Genomic DNA, 16,231 nt, shown 5'->3' with positions numbered 1-16,231 from the left:
TCTTATCTTTGTTAATTTGAGCGTTATAATGAAAACTATACCTATACTGACATAAAAATATATATAAATCATATTTTTACATAACAAAAAAAGCCAGTTAAACTGGCTTTCGCTTATTGCTGCTCTTGTTTGCTTTCTTCTTTAGCAGCTTCTTTTTCTTGCTCTTCTTTTAGCAATACTTTTCTAGATAGATTAACACGACCTTGCTTGTCAATCTCGATAACTTTAACCGTAATTACGTCACCGATTTTTACAACGTCTTCTACTTTACCTACACGCTCAAGTGCAAGTTCAGAAATGTGAACTAATCCATCTTTACCGCTGAATAATTCAACGAAAGCACCGAATTTCTCAACACGTTTCACTTTTCCTTCGTAGATTTCACCTACTTGTACTTCGCGAACGATATCTTCGATAATTTTCTTAGCTTTGTCGTTCATTTCTTGGTTTATTGAAGAAATGAATACTGTGCCATCTTGCTCGATGTCAATTTTAACGCCAGTTTCTTCAATAATTTTATTGATTTGTTTACCGCTCGGTCCGATAACGTCACGGATTTTATCTGGATTAATTGTCATTGTAATAATCTTTGGAGCGTACGCTGATAATTCAGTGCGTGGCTCTGGAATAACAGATAACATATGATTTAGAATGTGCACACGACCAACTTTCGCTTGTTGTAATGCCTCTTCTAAAATCTCACGAGATAGACCATCGATTTTAATGTCCATTTGTAGTGCAGTTACACCTTGTGCTGTACCTGCTACTTTAAAGTCCATATCACCTAAATGATCTTCCATACCTTGAATATCAGATAAAATTGTGTAATGCTCACCAGTTTTAACTAGACCCATTGCAATACCTGCAACTGGAGCTTTAAGTGGAACACCAGCATCCATCATTGCTAAAGTACTACCACAAATACTTGCTTGTGAAGTAGAACCATTTGATTCTAAAACTTCAGATACAAGACGTACTGTGTATGGGAAATCTTTTTCAGATGGAATTACAGGCTCAAGTGCGCGTTCTCCTAGTGCACCGTGACCGATTTCACGACGACCTGGTCCACGCATTGGTCTAGTTTCACCAACACTAAATGATGGGAAATTGTAATGGTGCATAAAGCGTTTTGATTCTTCTACACCAAGACCATCTAAAATTTGCACATCGCCTAATGCACCTAATGTACAAATACTTAATGCTTGTGTTTGTCCACGAGTGAACAAACCAGAACCGTGTGTACGAGATAAAATGCCAACCTCTGATGCTAATGGACGGATTTCGTCACCTTTACGGCCATCTGGGCGGATTTTTTCAACTGTAATAAGACGACGTACTTCTTCTTTTACAATTTTATATAAAATCTCATTTACTTGTCCTAATGTATCAGCGTCAGCTTCCTGCGCTTCGTAATGCTCAATAACACGCTTTTTCACTTCGTTAATTGCATCTTCACGTGCATGCTTCTCATGTACTTGAATTGCTGAATGCATATCTTCTTCAGCCATTTCACGTACAGCTTGGTTAAGATCAGCGTCAACTTCATAAAGTTTCACTTCTGATTTCTCTTTACCTACAGCTTGTACAATCTCTTCTTGGAATGCAATTAGACGTTTAATTTCGTCATGACCAAACATAATTGCTTCTAACATTGTTTCCTCAGGCACTTGATCTGCTCCTGCTTCAACCATGTTAATTGCATCTTTCGTACCAGCTACAACAAGGTGAATATCACTTTGTTCTTGCTGTTCTACTGTTGGGTTGATAACGAATTCGCCGTTAATACGACCAACTGTTGCACCCGCGATTGGACCTTCAAATGGAATATCTGAAATCGATAACGCTAATGAAGAACCAAGCATAGCTGCCATTTCAGAAGAACAATCTTGATCAACACTCATTACGATGCTGACAACTTGTACTTCGTTACGGAAACCATCTGCGAAAAGTGGACGGATTGGACGGTCGATTAAACGACTTGCCAAAATTGCTTTTTCACTTGGACGACCTTCACGTTTAATGAAACCGCCAGGAATTTTTCCGACTGCATATAAACGCTCTTCATAGTTTACTGTAAGTGGGAAGAAATCTACATTTTTTGCTTCTTTTGATGCAGTTGCTGTAGATAGAACCGCTGTATCGCCATATCTTACTAATACTGCTCCGTTCGCTTGTTTTGCAAGCTGACCAGTTTCAACTGTTAGCTGGCGACCAGCTAAATCTATCGAGAAGACTTGCTTTTCTTGACTCATTTAAGTACCCCTCTCAATTTAAAGTATTCAATTCTTCTATGTAAATGGATAGTATATCACAATATTCTACCTCTAGTATTGCCTAAAATTAAGTAAGCTATAAAGCGTAGAAGATATATTTTTACCTAACAAAAAAGCGGGAATATTCCCGCTTCTTTGACTATCGACGTAAGCCAAGCTTTGTGATTAATTCACGGTAACGTGTGATATCGCTATTACGAAGGTAAGTTAGTAAGTTACGACGTTTACCAACCATCTTTAATAGACCACGACGTGAATGATGATCTTTCTTGTGAGTACGTAAGTGCTCGTTTAGAGTGTTAATTTGCTCCGTTAGGACAGCAATTTGAACCTCTGGAGAACCAGTATCAGTCTCATGAGTTCTAAATTGTGCAATGATTTCATTTTTACGCTCTTGTGTTAAAGCCATCCTATTTCACCTCCTATTAATTAAACCCCCAATTACCTAGCAAGCGTCGGTGAGTCGCAATGCCAAGCAATGGTTGTCATAAAGTACATAACATAGAATACTACTTTTCATTTGAAAAAGCAAGTATATTCTTTTCGCTCACAAAATATTCTTGGGCTGTTTTCTTATCTTTTGCGATTTGTTCAACTAACTCATCAATACCGTTGAATTTCTTTTCTGCTCTTATACGCATATGCCACTCTACTGTAACATTTTGATCGTATATATCTTTGTTAAATTCAAATAAATGCACTTCAATTGATAATTGACGCTCATCTTCTTTAAAAGTCGGTTTATATCCAATATTACATACACCATCGTACCATTCACCGTGAACTTTTAATCTCACTGCATAAACACCTACAGGTGGCAATAAATACTCATCACTTAAACCTACATTAGCTGTTGGAAAACCAATTTGACGTCCACGTTTGTCGCCGTGTATAACTGTTCCCGCTACAGTATAGGCTCTACCTAAAATAGATGGAATTTGCTCCATTTCGCCATTTCGAATTAACTTTCGTAATGCTGTAGAACTTACTTTCTCTTCTTGAAATTCAACTTTTTCAATCACAGTCTGTGTAAACTCCCCTCTTGCATGAAATGGTAAAGTCTCCATCTTTCCTTTTCCTAAACGTCCATATGAATAATCAAACCCTGCTACTACATGCTTTACATTTAAACCAATAATATAATCATCTACAAATTGTTGCGGTAATAACCCTGCAAATGATTCATCAAATTTAATTACATATAATATATCGATTCCTAAGCTTTCGACTATTTTTTCTTTATCGCGCATCGGTGTAATATACTCCACATGCGCATCCTTTTTTCCTAAAACAACAGATGGATGAGGATGAAATGTCATAACTGCACTTTTATATCCTCGGTCGTCCGCTATTTTTTTCGCAGTTCGAATTACACATTGATGTCCTAAATGAATGCCATCAAAAAATCCTAATGCCATTACAGTAGGTGGTAATTCTAATTTATTTTGTTCATGTGGATGAGTTAAATGAATAAGTTTCACGCTTGAATTCACCTTTTTCTGTAATAATCCTTCCAATAATTCATTATAGCTTTAGTTCTTGATTATTCACAAGTACTTTCATCGGCTTTAACATACCAGGATGTTTCGGATGATGTTCATAAATTGCTAAGCAACGATCATTTTTATCAAACACTGTAATAAATGGTGCTGTTATTTCTAATTCATTTTTTAAGAACATACCATTCTTTATTTTCTCTGCTTGCTTTTCATCTACAACCATTTTTGGAAACTTACTTAATGCTTCATCAATTGAAATGAAGATAGACTCTACTGTTCCATTTTGCACGTTTTCTTCAATTTCTTCAAATGATATGCAATCTTCTAATAAAAATTCACCAGATGCCGTTCTTATAAGGTGCGACATATGTGATGGGAAACCAAGTTTTTCCCCGATCATTACAGCTAACGTTCTTACATATGTTCCTTTACTACACGTTACACGGAAACGGAATGAAATATTTTCTCCTTCAAAAACTTCACGATCATCAAGTAATATGAATTCATGAATTGTAATTGTACGAACTGGACGTTCCACCTCTTGCCCTGCTCTTGCATATTCGTATAATTTTTTCCCGTTTACTTTTACAGCCGAGAACATTGGTGGCATTTGTTCAATCGTGCCTGTTAATTCCGCAAGGACTTTCTCTACTTCCTTACGAGTAATAGTACGATCTACATTTTTCGTTTCAACAACCTCACCAGAAGCATCTTCAGTTGTCGTTGAAAACCCTAATGTTACTTCACCTTCATATGTTTTCGTTTCACTTGTTAAAAATTGTGCAATTTTCGTTGCTCTTCCAACGCAAATTGGTAATACTCCTGTTACATCAGGGTCTAATGTTCCCGTATGACCAATTCTCTTTTCTCGCAATATCTTTCTTAATTTAAATACACAATCATGTGATGTCATGCCTTTTGGCTTATGTAATAATACTACACCTTCCATATATGTTCACCTCATCATAATTCTCTCGTAGTAAATATCCAAAACTTATTTTGCATTGAAAAAATGGATAGACAAATGTCTATCCATTATTCTTCACGTTTACCGTCTTTATTAATTTCATGTAAAAGTGTATCAATTCGATGACCATATCCGATAGACTCATCAAACTCAAAGGTAATTTCTGGTGTTTTACGAAGACGAATACGTTGGCCAATTTCTGAACGAATAAAGCCTTTTGCCTTCGCTAAACCTTTTAAAGTATTTTCTTTCTGTTCTTCATCACCTAAAACAGAAATATATACTTTAGCAATTTGTAAATCACCACTCACTTGTACATCAGTTACTGTAACAAATCCAATACGTGGGTCTTTAATTTTACGACTGATAATGTCGCCTAATTCTTTTTTCATTTGCTCGCCCACACGGTTCGCACGTAATTTCATAACTCTTCACCTCATTCAATACCATTCCAAATGTGTTATTGTACGTTCAATTTCAGGAAATGAATCGATGTACTCAAGTACACGATTCATTTCTTTCTCACAGATAACACGATTTGAGGATACGGAAACAACTGCAATTTCTGTACGTTGCCATACATCTTGGTGCCCAACTTCAGAAACAGCTACATTATAGCGCTGTTTTACACGAGTTAACACACGTTGTAAAATTGCACGTTTCTCTTTTAAAGAATGCACATCGTAAATCATACACTCGAATGAGAGTGAAGCGATAATCATCGCTTCACTTCTTCCATAATGTACGCTTCAATGATGTCCCCTTCTTTAAGATCATTATATCTCTCAATTGTAATACCACACTCATAGTTTTGTGCAACTTCTTTTACATCGTCTTTGAAACGTTTTAACGTATCAAGTTGTCCTTCGAAAATTACTACGCCGTCACGGATAATACGTACGCCACTATCACGCGTAATTTTACCGTCTGTTACGTAACAACCTGCGATTGTTCCAACTTTTGTTACTTTAAACGTTTGACGAACTTCTGCTTGACCGATTACTTTTTCTTCGAATTCTGGATCAAGCATACCTTGCATAGCTGCTTCAATCTCTTCGATTACTTTATAAATAATACGGTGTAAACGAATATCAACGTTCTCTAATTCAGCTGTACGCTTCGCGTTCACATCTGGACGTACGTTAAATCCAATTACAATTGCATTAGATGCAGAAGCTAAAATGATATCAGATTCTGTAATCGCACCTACACCAGTGTGAATGATTTTAACTTTTACGCCTTCAACATCAATTTTACGAAGTGATGCTGCCATTGCTTCAACAGAACCTTGTACGTCTGCTTTTACGATTAAGTTAATTTCTTTTACATCGCCCTCTTGGATTTGTTGGAATAAATCTTCAAGGCTTAATTTAGATTTCTCACCACGTTGTGCAACTAACGCTTCTTGTGCACGTGATTCACCAATTTGACGAGCTTTCTTCTCATCAGCAAATGCCATGAAACGATCTCCAGCCTGTGGTACTTCGTTTAAACCAGTAATTTCAACAGGAGTTGATGGACCAGCAACTTTTACACGACGACCAATATCACTTACCATTGCACGAACACGTCCGAATGAAGTTCCAACAACGATTGGATCTCCAACTCGAAGCGTACCATTTTGAACAAGTAATGTCGCGATAGTTCCTTTACCTTTATCAAGCTGTGCTTCGATTACTGTACCAGTTGCATAGCGGTTTGGATTTGCTTTATATTCTTCTACTTCACTTACAAGAAGGATCATTTCTAGTAAGTTGTCAATGCCTTCGCCTTGAATTGCAGAAATTGGTACGAAAATAGTATCTCCGCCCCAAGCTTCTGGAACTAATTCATATTCAGTTAGTTCTTGCATTACGCGATCAGGGTTTGCAGCTGGTTTATCCATTTTATTCACAGCAACAATAATTGGTACTCCTGCTGCCTTCGCATGGTTAATTGCTTCAACCGTTTGTGGCATAACACCGTCATCCGCTGCAACAACAAGGATTGTAATATCCGTTACTTGTGCCCCACGAGCACGCATCGTTGTAAATGCTGCGTGACCAGGTGTATCTAAGAATGTAATCTTCTTATCGTTTACTTCAACTTGATATGCACCGATATGCTGAGTAATTCCACCCGCTTCGCCTGCAGTTACTTTTGAGTTACGAATAGAATCCAGTAATGTTGTTTTACCATGGTCAACGTGTCCCATGATTGTAACTACAGCTGGACGTTCTTTTAAGTTCTCTTCATCATCTTGCTCATCAATGAATGTTTCAAACTCAGTCTCGCTTACAATTACTTCTTCTTCTACTTCAATACCGTAGTCGTTAGCAATTAACTCAATTGTATCTTTATCCAAGTCTTGGTTAATTGTTGCCATAATTCCAAGCATGAAGAGCTTCTTAATAATTTCAGATGGCTCTTTGCTTAATTTTTTAGCAAGATCTCCTACTGTAAGGCTTCCAGAGAAAGTAATTTTATCTGGTGTTTCTACAATTTGAGTTTGTTGTCTACCAGCAAAGTTCTCTTGACGTTTGTCTTCGTTTCCTTTGCCTTTTTTCTTTTTCTTATTGCTGTTCTTTTTACTGCGAACAACTTTTTCTTCTACTTCAAACTCATCTGCAACAGAAGGTTTTTCAGTTTGATATTCATTATCTAATTTATTTACTACTTCATCGTCTAACATTGTCATATGATTCGAAACCTCGATATTCATTTCTTTTAGTTTTGTCATAAGATCTTTACTTGAGATATTATGTTTTTTTGCATATTCATGCACTCGAATTTTACTCATACCTTCACCCCCGGTAATTTGTATCGAGCATGCTACGCAGCTTTTTCGCAAAGCCTACATCTAACACAGCTACAACGACTCGCTCATCTCTCCCAATCGCATGCCCTAATTGTTGTCGATTTTCGACCTTTCTCATTGGTACGTTGTAGTACGTAGTTTTATCTGTGATGCGTTTTGTAGTATTTACTGACGCATCTTCAGATAGCAATACAAGTTTTGCTTTGCCACTTCGTACTTCTTTTAAAACGAGTTCTTCACCCGAAATAATTTTCCGAGCCCGGTTTGCTAGTCCTAAAAACGATTTCCAATCGGACACTTATTTCGACTCCTTCTCAACAAGCTCAAGAAGCTCTTCATATAAAGAACCGTCGATTTTCGCTTTTAGATGATGTTCCAAAACATTTTTCTTTTGAGCTTGAAGAATGCTCTCCTTGTCCTTCGACAAGTAAGCACCTCGTCCTGATTTTTTCCCAGTTAAATCAATGGACACTTCTCCCTCTTTGGAACGAACAATGCGAACGAGCTCTCGTTTTGATTTCATTTCTTGCGTTGCAACACATTTTCGTAACGGAACTTTTCGATTGCTCATACTCATCACCTCTATTCGATTTCGTCTTCCACTGAATCGAATCCAAATGCGATTACGCTATCTTCTTCTGTTACAATACCAAGTTGTTTCGCATCAGACTCACTCTTAATATCAATTTTCCAGCCTGTTAATTTAGCTGCAAGACGTGCATTTTGTCCACGCTTACCGATAGCTAATGATAACTGGTGGTCTGGAACAACTACTGTTGTCGCTTTTTCTTCTTCATCTACAAGTACTTTAACAACTTGTGATGGGCTTAATGCATTTGCAACATATTCAACTGGATCATTTGACCAGCGGACGATGTCAATTTTTTCACCTTTTAATTCGTCTACAATGCGTTGTACACGTTGCCCTTTTGGTCCTACACAAGAACCAACTGGATCAACATCAGTGTTCTCTGCATATACAGAGATCTTAGAGCGATCGCCAGCTTCACGTGCTACAGAACGAATTTCTACAGTTCCATCATAGATTTCAGGAACTTCCATTTCGAATAAACGTTTTAAAAGACCAGGATGTGTACGTGATACGTAAATTTGTGGTCCTTTTGTCGTTTTTTCTACTTTCGTAATGAATACGCGAATACGATCATGTGGTTTGTATTGCTCATTAGGCATTTGCTCACTTACAGGTAATAAAGCTTCTACTTTTCCTAAGCTTACATAGATGAAACGAGCATCTTGACGTTGTACAATACCTACCATAATATCTTCTTCACGGTCACTAAACTCAGAGTAAATAACACCGCGCTCTGCTTCACGCACTCGTTGTGTGACAACTTGTTTTGCAGTTTGTGCTGCAATACGACCAAAGTCTTTTGGTGTTACTTCAATTTCTAGTACGTCACCATCTTGGTAGTTTGGATTAATTTGTCTTGCTTCCTCTACAGAAATTTCAAGACGTGGATCAAACACATTGTCTACTACGTCTTTACGTGCTAAAACTTGAATTGTTCCCACTTCTGGGTTAAAGCTCACACGAACGTTTTGTGCTTGATTAAAATTGCGCTTATAAGCAGAGATTAAAGCTGCTTCAATCGCATCAATAATAATGTCTTTGCTAATGCCTTTTTCAGATTCTAATACGAGCAAAGCATCTAATAACTCAGTGCTCATGAAGATCCCCCTTCTAACTAAAACGTAACAGCAAGTCGCGCATTTGCGACTTTATCCATCGAAATTTGGATTTCTTTTTTACGTGTTTTAATTGTTAATAATAATGTTATTGTTGTACCATCGTAAGAAAGTAGTTTTCCTTCAAACATCTTTTCACCATCAATCGGCTCATATGTTTTAATTGCCACTTGTTTTCCTACCGCTTGCTGGAAGTCTTTTTCTTTCTTTAATGGGCGTTCCGCTCCAGGAGATGATACATCCAAAAAGTAAAGATGAGGAATTGGATCCTCTTTATCTAAAGCTTCGCTTAAACGTTCACTTACCGCACCGCATTCTTCAATGTCGACTCCCTTTTCAGAATCGATGAATACGCGTAAGAACCAGTCTTGTCCTTCTTTCACATACTCTACATCTACAAGTTCAAGATTTAACTCTTCAACGATCGGCTGCGCAAATGCTTCTACAACTTCTGTGACTTTCTTATCCATAAACAGCCTCCTTCCTGCCGTCATGTACCATTTAAAAGAAGAAGACCCCGCCACTTTAAAAACGGTCTATCTTATTCTTTCTCGTTAGCTAACAAAAGCCCCTGCTGTTCAGCAGGGATTATCTGTCTTAGTATTACCAAATTTAAGAAGTAAAACTTGTAACAAAATATGTATATACGACAGAAATCTTTTACCTATCTACGTAGAGAAAACATAGATAGTAACACGAAAGAGTGGGTTTCCCCACTCTTTTCTTTACACAATATACATGACATGGTTATCTCGGTTAATAGTATATCATAGGAAATGTTGATTTGCAAAGACTTTTCCTACCTACTAGAACAGTGATAACTGGTTTTGATCCGGTAAATCTCCTAAACAACCTTGACTATCTAAATACTCAATAATTGTTTTCGAAACCTTACTACGCTGCTGCAAGTCCTCTTTTGATAAGAAGTCTCCATTTTTACGTGCTTCCACAATACTTAAAGCTGCGTTTGTACCAAGACCAGGTACCGCATTAAATGGAGGAATTAATGTGTCTCCATCAATAATAAATTCTGTTGCATGTGAGCGGTATAAATCCACCTTTTGGAATGAGTATCCACGCTCACACATTTCAAGTGTCATTTCTAGTACTGTTAATAAACTTTTCTCTTTCGGCGCAGCATCTAGTCCCTTTTGAGCAATTTCATCAATTCTTGCACGTATAGATGCTGAACCTTTCGCCATTGCCTCTACATCAAAATCATCTGCACGAACTGTAAAATATGCGGCATAGAATAACAGTGCAAAATGTACTTTAAAGTATGCGATACGTACAGCCATAAGTACGTAAGCAGCCGCATGGGCTTTAGGGAACATGTATTTAATCTTCTTACATGAATCAATATACCAACCTGGTACATTATTATTTTTCATGTCTTCTTCCCATTCTTCCGGTACACCTTTACCTTTACGAACCGACTCCATGATTTTGAAGGCTAATGATGGATCTAGACCTTGATAGATTAAATATACCATGATGTCATCACGACAACCGATAACTTCGCTCAGCGTACATGTACCGTTATAAATTAACTCGTTTGCATTACCAAGCCATACGTCAGTACCATGTGATAGTCCAGAAATTTGGACTAACTCTGAGAATGTCGTCGGTTTCGTCTCTTCTAACATCTGTCTTACGAATTTTGTACCAAACTCTGGTATACCAAGTGTACCTGTTTTACAGTTAATTTGCTCTTCCGTTACCCCTAACGATTCTGGACCAGAGAAAATTTTCATTACTTCTGGATCATCCGTTGGGATTGTTTTCGGATCAATACCACTTAAATCTTGTAACATACGAATAACGGTCGGATCATCGTGTCCTAGTATATCAAGTTTTAATAAATTATCATGAATCGAGTGGAAATCAAAATGCGTTGTTCTCCATTCAGCACCAATTGAATCAGCTGGGTACTGTATTGGTGAGAAATCAAAGATATCCATGTAATCTGGCACAACGATAATACCGCCTGGATGCTGTCCTGTTGTACGTTTTACACCGGTACACCCTGCTACTAAGCGATCAATCTCTGCATTTCGAATCGTTAAGTTATGATCATTTGCATAACCTTTTACATATCCGTAAGCAGTTTTTTCCGCAACTGTACCAATCGTTCCTGCACGATATACATAGTCTTCACCGAACAGTACTTTCGTATAGTTATGGGCACGTGGTTGGTATTCCCCGGAGAAGTTCAAATCGATATCGGGCACCTTATCTCCTTTAAATCCAAGGAACGTTTCGAAAGGAATGTCATGTCCATCTTTTACATATGGAATATTACAAGCAGGACATTCTTTATCTGGTAAGTCAAAACCAGAACCTACAGAACCATCATTAAAGAATTCTGATTGCTTACACTTCGGACATACATAGTGTGGTGGTAATGGGTTTACTTCTGTAATTTCCATCATCGTTGCAACAAATGATGACCCTACCGATCCACGCGAACCTACTAGATATCCGTCTACTAACGATTTTTTCACAAGCTTATGTGAAATTAAATAAATTACGGCGAATCCATGCCCAATAATACTTTTTAATTCTTTTTCTAAACGTGCTTCTACAATTTCCGGTAGCTCTTCACCATAAATGCTACGCGCCATTTTATAACTCATATCACGCGTTTCATCATCAGCACCTTCAATTTTCGGTGTGTATAGATCGTCTTTTACTGGATGCACATCACCAATTAATGACGCAATCTTTTGTGTATTTGTTACAACAACTTCTTTCGCTTTGTCTTCACCTAAGAATGAAAAACATTCTAACATCTCATCAGTTGTACGGAAATGTACTGGCGGTAATGAATGTCGATTTAACGGATTGGCTCCGCCCTGCGAACTGACTAAAATTTTACGATACATCGCATCCTCAGGGTCTAAATAATGCACGTTTCCTGTAGCAACAACTGGTTTATCTAACGTCTCACCTAGTTTTACTAAGTTAGAAATAATTGTTTTTAATTGACCTTCGTCTCGAACAAGCTCACGTTCTACTAAATGACGCAACACCTCTGGAGGCATTACTTCAATGTAATCATAGAACTGGGCAATTTCTTCTACCTCTTCAGGTGCCTTTTGCATCATCGCCTCGAACACTTCACCTTTATCACAAGCCGTTCCTACTAAAAGTCCTTCACGATATTTTTTTAATAGTGACCTCGGCACACGTGGTACACGGTAAAAGTAATTAAGGTGAGAATATGAAACAAGTTTATATAAATTTTTCAATCCAACATCCGATGTGGCAAGTAACGTCATATGACTTGGACGGCCACGCTTATACGCATCCCCTTGTCCCATGCTATCATTTAATTGATCGTGATATTCAAATCCCTTTTCAATTACGTCTTTCAACATTTTCACAAGTAAATATCCCGTCGCTTCTGTATCATAAATCGCACGGTGATGTTGTGTTAATTCAATATCAAGTTTTTTACACATCGTATTTAATCGATGATTTTTCATTTCTGGAAATAAGAATCGTGCAAGTTCTAACGTATCAATAACTGGATTATTCGTTTTTTCTAGTCCAGCCTTTTTAAAACCTACGTTAATAAAGCCCATATCAAAGCTCGCGTTATGGGCAACAAGTGTATGGTCGCCCATCCATTCCTCAAACTTTTTAAACACTTCGTCCACTTCAGGTGCATCAGTTAACATATCATCCGTAATACCTGTCAATTCAATAATCGTCGCTGATAATGGTTGATGTGGATTTGCGAAAGATTCAAAGCGATCAATAATTTCGCCACCCTTTACTTTTACGGCAGCCAACTCAATGACTGTATCGTATACAGCTGATAAACCTGTCGTCTCAACGTCGAAAACAACATACGTTTCCTCTGCAAGTAAACGATGCGCTTCATTATACGCTATCGGTACACCATCATTAACTAGATTTGCTTCTACACCATATATAACTTTAACTCCAGCCTTCTTCCCTGCAGAATACGCCTCTGGGAAAGACTGAGCCACGGCATGATCTGTAACCGCAATAGCCTCATGTCCCCATTTACCAGCTTGAGCAACAAGCTTAGAAACTGGAGTGACAGCGTCCATTTGACTCATCGGAGTATGGAGATGCAGCTCTACTCGTTTTTCGCCTTCTGGTGCTTTATCTTTACGAGACGGTCCTGTTATTTCATTAATATCATTTGCAATCATTACTAAATCTCGAACGAATGTATCGTTTTGAACAGAACCACGTGCTTTCACCCACATTCCTTTTTTCAAGGATTGCAGCATCGGAATATCTTCTTTGTCACGTGAGAACATTTTGATCATAATAGAATCCGTATAATCCGTTATTTTTAAAGTTAATAACGTACGCCCACTACGAAGCTCTTTTGTTTCTACATGGAAGACATATCCTTGAACCGTTTTTCTTCTTTCTTCATCTTGAATTTCTCGCATCGGTGTAATCTCTTCATCTGGCTTAATAAGATACCCGAGTGTAATCGGTCCTTCATACACAACGCTGCTTTCTTCAGCTTGCTTCTTCGCCATTTCTTCCATAGCTTGTATAACACGCTCACGGTCTTCTTGCTGCGTTTGTTCACGAAACTTTTGCATTTCTTCTGTATTTTGCTGTATATGTGTGTCTAACTGAAAACGCGGGAATCCAAAAACTTCGTATTGATCCCCTACTGGTTTCGCAACGTTTTTCTTTAAAGCCGTAGACTCCAGCTCGTTATTTACATTTATTAACAACTTAACTCCATTCACCTGTGGAAGCTGCTTCTTTAAGTATGCGAACATAGGTGAAAATGTAATTCGTTCCGTACAAAGCGGCCAATACGCCCTCACTTCTTCTTCTGTAAATTGTTTATTCTCTGTTTCTAATGCAAATGTTGTTCTTGCAATATGAGAAAATGATTGCTTAAGCTTTGTTTCTAGCAATTCATATAATTCTGTAGGCAAAATACGTGGCACTTGTAAATCAAAATGCCAACTTTTATTCGCTTTATCAATAACGAGCCTTTCAATACCACCGCCTTGTAAATATTGATTTATAAGGTCGTCTGGTATTTGCAACTGCTGGAGCAAAATTTGAAATCGCTCTTGTTGTTCATTTGTTAAAGACATAAGCACTCTCCTTCCATTTGCTATTATAAATTGAAACGTACCACAAAGAAAGATTTCTCACCTCTTCTTTTACAAAATACGTTTACAAAGAAAGAGAAGGTACCCCATTACGAGGTACCTCTTCTTATTTTAAAATATTTGCAATATATGTTTGAAGTTCTTCTACTTTTACTTCTTCAGACTCACCTGTAGCACGTACTTTCACTTCTACAATACCTTCGTCTGCTTTTTTACCAACTGTAACACGAACTGGAAGACCGAATAAATCTGCATCTGCAAATTTAACACCTGCACGTTCTGCACGATCGTCTAATAACACTTCATAGCCTTGTTCTTGTAATGAGTTGTAAATATTTTCACCCATTTCACGTTGTGCATCAGATTTCATATTTACTGGAATTACATGCACATGGAACGGTGCTACCGCTTTTGGCCAAACTAAGCCGTTCTCATCGTTAAATTGCTCTGCAATTGCTGCTACTGTACGAGATACACCGATACCGTAACAACCCATAATAAGTGGTTGTGTTTTTCCGTTTTCATCTAGGAATGTTGCGTTCATTGCTTCACTATAACGAGTTCCTAATTTGAATACATGACCAACTTCAATTCCGCGTGCGAAAAGAATTGTTCCGTTTCCATCTGGAGAGTGGTCTCCTTCTTGAATGAAGCGTAAATCTGTATATTGACTTACTTTAAAGTCACGTTCTGGATTTACATTTACATAATGGAATCCTTCTTCATTCGCTCCTGAACATCCGTTAACAATTGATGCTACAGCATGATCAGCAATAATTTCGATATCACCTGTTACATTAATCGGTCCTAATGAACCCACTTCACAATTTAATAATGCTTTTACTTCTTCATGAGAAGCAAGCTCAACAACTGAAGCGCCGTATACATTTTTCACTTTCACATCGTTTACTTCGTGATCACCACGAACAAGTACAACTACTAATTTCTCATCTACTTTAAACACCATAGACTTAATGCACTTGTCAGCTGCAATGTTTAAGAATGCAGATACTTCTTCAATTGCTTTTTGGTCTGGTGTTGCTACTTTTTCAAGTGCTTTTTCTGCTTCGTCACTCTTCTTATACGTAGCTACAACAGGAGCCATTTCGATGTTTGCTGCATAATCAGATGTGTCAGAGTATGCAATTGTATCTTCACCAACATCAGATAATACCATAAATTCATGTGTATCTTTTCCGCCCATTGCTCCAGAATCGGCAATAACTGCACGGAAATTCAAACCACAGCGAGCAAAAATGTTAGAGTATGCTTTATATAAGCGATCGTATACTTCATCTAAGCTCTCTTGTGTAGCATGGAAAGAGTATGCATCTTTCATTAGAAACTCTCTTCCACGTAATAAGCCGAAACGAGGTCTTTGCTCATCACGGAATTTTGTTTGAATTTGGTATAATGTTAACGGTAATTTTTTATATGATTTCACTTCATCACGCACAAGATCCGTAATTACTTCCTCATGTGTCGCTCCTAATGCGAATTCACGAGCATTACGATCTTTCATACGCATTAATTCAGATCCGTAAGAATACCAACGACCTGATTCTTGCCATAATTCCGCAGCTTGCATAGCTGGCATTAATAATTCTACAGCTCCTGCGCGCTCCATTTCTTCTCGAACGATACGTTCTACTTTGTGTAATACTTTTAATCCAAATGGTAGAAAGCTATAAATACCAGAAGCATTTTGACGCATAAAACCTGCACGAAGTAATAGCTGATGACTCTTAATTTCAGCATCAGCTGGAACTTCACGTAATGTAGGACTGAATACCATACTTTGTTTCATTTATTTGCACCTCTTCATTTTACTCTTACACGCAGTAAAACCCCTCACCTCGAGT

General features: G+C 37.7%; 13 protein-coding genes. All 13 read right to left on the bottom strand.

Annotated features, from left to right (window positions below):
* Positions 1 to 113: 113 nt before the first annotated feature.
* Positions 114 to 2,252 carry a polyribonucleotide nucleotidyltransferase gene (pnp, locus tag ACQGS6_RS03195; RefSeq protein ID WP_426964877.1) on the bottom strand — a complete coding sequence of 713 codons (2,139 nt, stop codon included), beginning with the start codon at positions 2,250 to 2,252 and terminating at the stop codon, positions 114 to 116.
* Positions 2,253 to 2,412: 160 nt separating this feature from the next.
* A complete protein-coding gene (rpsO, locus tag ACQGS6_RS03190) occupies positions 2,413 to 2,682 on the bottom strand; it encodes a 30S ribosomal protein S15 (protein WP_001229392.1) in 270 nt (89 codons plus the stop codon).
* Positions 2,683 to 2,782: 100 nt separating this feature from the next.
* On the bottom strand, positions 2,783 to 3,754 hold the full coding sequence (ribF, locus tag ACQGS6_RS03185; RefSeq protein WP_000766704.1) for a bifunctional riboflavin kinase/FAD synthetase: 972 nt from the start codon (positions 3,752 to 3,754) through the stop codon (positions 2,783 to 2,785).
* Positions 3,755 to 3,797: 43 nt separating this feature from the next.
* Positions 3,798 to 4,721, bottom strand: coding sequence for a tRNA pseudouridine(55) synthase TruB (truB, locus tag ACQGS6_RS03180; protein WP_000399348.1), 924 nt, complete (start codon positions 4,719 to 4,721; stop codon positions 3,798 to 3,800).
* Between the two features lie 86 nt (positions 4,722 to 4,807).
* Positions 4,808 to 5,164 (bottom strand): 30S ribosome-binding factor RbfA, encoded by a 357-nt coding sequence (rbfA, locus tag ACQGS6_RS03175; protein WP_000776437.1) that lies wholly within the window; start codon positions 5,162 to 5,164, stop codon positions 4,808 to 4,810.
* Positions 5,165 to 5,179: 15 nt separating this feature from the next.
* On the bottom strand, positions 5,180 to 5,461 hold the full coding sequence (locus ACQGS6_RS03170) for a DUF503 domain-containing protein (RefSeq protein WP_000582367.1): 282 nt from the start codon (positions 5,459 to 5,461) through the stop codon (positions 5,180 to 5,182).
* A complete protein-coding gene (infB, locus tag ACQGS6_RS03165) occupies positions 5,458 to 7,518 on the bottom strand; it encodes a translation initiation factor IF-2 (protein WP_000036343.1) in 2,061 nt (686 codons plus the stop codon). The genes ACQGS6_RS03170 and infB overlap by 4 nt, the downstream gene beginning before the upstream one ends.
* A gap of 4 nt (positions 7,519 to 7,522) precedes the next feature.
* Positions 7,523 to 7,834: a YlxQ family RNA-binding protein gene (locus ACQGS6_RS03160; RefSeq protein WP_001286524.1), complete on the bottom strand. Its 312-nt coding sequence runs from the start codon at positions 7,832 to 7,834 to the stop codon at positions 7,523 to 7,525.
* Positions 7,835 to 8,107: an RNase P modulator RnpM gene (rnpM, locus tag ACQGS6_RS03155; RefSeq protein WP_000071127.1), complete on the bottom strand. Its 273-nt coding sequence runs from the start codon at positions 8,105 to 8,107 to the stop codon at positions 7,835 to 7,837. It lies immediately after the preceding gene.
* Between the two features lie 11 nt (positions 8,108 to 8,118).
* Positions 8,119 to 9,225 carry a transcription termination factor NusA gene (nusA, locus tag ACQGS6_RS03150; protein WP_000102604.1) on the bottom strand — a complete coding sequence of 369 codons (1,107 nt, stop codon included), beginning with the start codon at positions 9,223 to 9,225 and terminating at the stop codon, positions 8,119 to 8,121.
* A gap of 17 nt (positions 9,226 to 9,242) precedes the next feature.
* Positions 9,243 to 9,713, bottom strand: a complete 471-nt coding sequence (rimP, locus tag ACQGS6_RS03145) for a ribosome maturation factor RimP (protein WP_000359096.1) — start codon at positions 9,711 to 9,713, stop codon at positions 9,243 to 9,245.
* Between the two features lie 336 nt (positions 9,714 to 10,049).
* A complete protein-coding gene (locus ACQGS6_RS03140; protein ID WP_000060006.1) occupies positions 10,050 to 14,351 on the bottom strand; it encodes a PolC-type DNA polymerase III in 4,302 nt (1,433 codons plus the stop codon).
* 124 nt (positions 14,352 to 14,475) lie between these two features.
* The gene (locus ACQGS6_RS03135; RefSeq protein WP_426964876.1) at positions 14,476 to 16,176 is read right to left on the bottom strand and encodes a proline--tRNA ligase; all 1,701 of its coding nucleotides are present in this window, start codon (positions 16,174 to 16,176) and stop codon (positions 14,476 to 14,478) included.
* Between the last annotated feature and the right edge of the window lie 55 nt (positions 16,177 to 16,231).

The sequence above is a fragment of the Bacillus sp. GMs2/2 genome (assembly GCF_050172095.1).
GTDB classification, from domain to species: Bacteria; Bacillota; Bacilli; order Bacillales; family Bacillaceae_G; genus Bacillus_A; species Bacillus_A cereus.
The sequence above is the reverse complement of the archived record's forward strand: the minus strand, read 5'-3'. Positions and strand labels throughout refer to the sequence as shown.

Coding starts and splice junctions, on each gene's coding strand:
- rpsO (WP_001229392.1), bottom strand. CDS start 2,682: ATGGCTTTAACACAAGAGCGTAAAAATGAAATCATTGCACAATTTAGA.
- pnp (WP_426964877.1), bottom strand. CDS start 2,252: ATGAGTCAAGAAAAGCAAGTCTTCTCGATAGATTTAGCTGGTCGCCAG.
- rbfA (WP_000776437.1), bottom strand. CDS start 5,164: ATGAAATTACGTGCGAACCGTGTGGGCGAGCAAATGAAAAAAGAATTA.
- infB (WP_000036343.1), bottom strand. CDS start 7,518: ATGAGTAAAATTCGAGTGCATGAATATGCAAAAAAACATAATATCTCA.
- ACQGS6_RS03135 (WP_426964876.1), bottom strand. CDS start 16,176: ATGAAACAAAGTATGGTATTCAGTCCTACATTACGTGAAGTTCCAGCT.
- ACQGS6_RS03140 (WP_000060006.1), bottom strand. CDS start 14,351: ATGTCTTTAACAAATGAACAACAAGAGCGATTTCAAATTTTGCTCCAG.
- nusA (WP_000102604.1), bottom strand. CDS start 9,225: ATGAGCACTGAGTTATTAGATGCTTTGCTCGTATTAGAATCTGAAAAA.
- rnpM (WP_000071127.1), bottom strand. CDS start 8,107: ATGAGCAATCGAAAAGTTCCGTTACGAAAATGTGTTGCAACGCAAGAA.
- rimP (WP_000359096.1), bottom strand. CDS start 9,713: ATGGATAAGAAAGTCACAGAAGTTGTAGAAGCATTTGCGCAGCCGATC.
- ACQGS6_RS03170 (WP_000582367.1), bottom strand. CDS start 5,461: ATGATTATCGCTTCACTCTCATTCGAGTGTATGATTTACGATGTGCAT.
- truB (WP_000399348.1), bottom strand. CDS start 4,721: ATGGAAGGTGTAGTATTATTACATAAGCCAAAAGGCATGACATCACAT.